Genomic DNA, 1805 nt, shown 5'->3' with positions numbered 1-1805 from the left:
ACGTGGTCCTGTCTCCTGAGTGGCCAGAACTCGCGCCGCCACGCGAAGCCCTCGCAGAGTCATGGCCTGGGCGGATGTAATTATCGGCAGGCGCAGAGCTCACCGTGCACCCTCCGATATCCCCACGAGGGATTTTCGCGAACCAGTCGCAAGATAAGGACATGAATGGAGTGGACCGTGGGCGGGCGACCTCGCCTGTTCGACCGGCAGGTACGGGCGTGACGCCGTTTCATCAGGTCGCGGTGCCAGCGCAAGACGGTATCCGGCTGGACGAGCAGCCGCAGCCGGCGCAGCACCTCACGTGGCAGCGATGTCAGCAGCGCGGCGAGGAAAGCCCGATCCCCGGGCGTGAACCTCACCCTGGCATCGACTCCGAGTTGCCGTTCAAGCACGGCGATCTGATGGCGCAGGGCGAGTATCTCAACGTCCTTGTCACGATCGGCCACGAGTAGCAGTCGCAGCGCGGCGAAGGCGTTCTTCACGGCAAGATAGGCCAGGCGAAGGAGCACGGCCGATCATCATGCCGCATGCGTCTGCTGAGGACCGGAGCTCGCGCACGCCAGGCAAAGCCCGACATGCCCGCGAGCTGGGCGAACGCAATTATCGGCAAGCGCAACAGCCCTGATCCGCCAGGTCAAGGACGACATGCGGGACTGGACCCTATCCAAGATCGTGTGGGTCGGTGATCGCGGCTTCGCCTCCGCCGACAACCGCCGCTACCTGCGCCAAGGCGATCACCACTACATCATCGGCGAACGACTGCGCTCCGGCTCGGCCGAGGCCAAGGCCACGCTGTCGCGCCAAGGCCGCTACCAGGACGTGGCCGAGAATCTGAAGGTCAAAGAGGTCCGGATCGGCGAGGCCGACCGGTTCGTGATCTGCTTCAACCCCGAGGGCGCCGCGCGCGACGCCGCCATCCGGGAGCGTCTGATCGCCCAACTGGAGGAAGTGATCGCCGGCACGGACACACTCAGCGCCACCAAGCGCGCCGAACTTCGCGGGGTCATCTCCACCAAGCCCGGCCTGAACCGGTATCTGCGCACCACCCCGAACGGGCTGCTGCGCATCGACGCCGCGAAGGTCAAGGCCGAGGCGAACCTGGACGGCAAGTACCTGCTGCGCTGTTCGGACCCCAAGCTGCCGGCCGAGGACATCGCCGTCGGTTACAAGCAATTGCTGGAGGTCGAGCGGGGCTGGCGGGACATGAAGCAGGTCATCGATCTGCGCCCGGTCTATCACCGGCTGGAGGAACGCATCCGTGCGCACGTCATCTTGTGCTGGCTGACGCTGCTGCTAATCCGCATCATCGAGACCACCACCGGCACCACCTGGACGCGCATCCGCCAGGAGTTCGACCTGCTGACGGTCGCCACCTTAACCGGCCCGACCGGCACCTTCCGCCAGCGCGCCGAACTGACCGAGCCCCAGCGCGACATCCTGGCCAAACTCGACATCCCGACCCCGAAGAAGATCGTCGAAGCCATCTCCGCCGCAGACGCCTGACCAGGCACAACACTCGCGCCTAGTGACGCGCCGCATCAGCGTGCCCGCAAGCGTTTCCCCAGCTCAGACCGCAGATCTGTGTGCTTTTCTCGCTCCACATCTGCGGAACGCGGGTTTTACACCGCTCCGAGGACGCGATCGCACGAAGAGGATCCTACGCCAGTCGCACAGCCGTGCCGATTCGATCAGTTGCGCCACCGCTTCCTACTGCCCTGACAGTCACTTACCGCCACCACCGATTACGGGCCAGAGCCGTTGTTCTTACACTCCCTGAGCGATCAAGGTCGGGGGTTGGCCGATGA

General features: G+C 65.0%; 2 protein-coding genes. Both read left to right on the top strand.

Annotation, left to right across the window (positions count from 1 at the left end; translation table 11 throughout):
- The first annotated feature begins 161 nt into the window (after positions 1-161).
- Entirely contained in the window at positions 162-452 is a 291-nt protein-coding gene (locus ABZS69_RS67005; RefSeq protein ID WP_355395647.1) for a hypothetical protein, read from the top strand.
- A gap of 169 nt (positions 453-621) precedes the next feature.
- Positions 622-1503, top strand: a complete 882-nt coding sequence (locus tag ABZS69_RS67000; protein ID WP_355395650.1) for a transposase — start codon at positions 622-624, stop codon at positions 1501-1503.
- Positions 1504-1805: the final 302 nt, after the last annotated feature.

This window comes from Nonomuraea sp. NPDC005650, from assembly GCF_040605375.1.
Lineage (GTDB): Bacteria > Actinomycetota > Actinomycetes > Streptosporangiales > Streptosporangiaceae > Nonomuraea.
The sequence above is the reverse complement of the archived record's forward strand: the minus strand, read 5'-3'. Positions and strand labels throughout refer to the sequence as shown.

Excerpts from the sequence above, each read along its gene's own strand:
- ABZS69_RS67005 (WP_355395647.1), top strand. The coding sequence starts at position 162 with ATGAATGGAGTGGACCGTGGGCGGGCGACCTCGCCTGTTCGACCGGCA.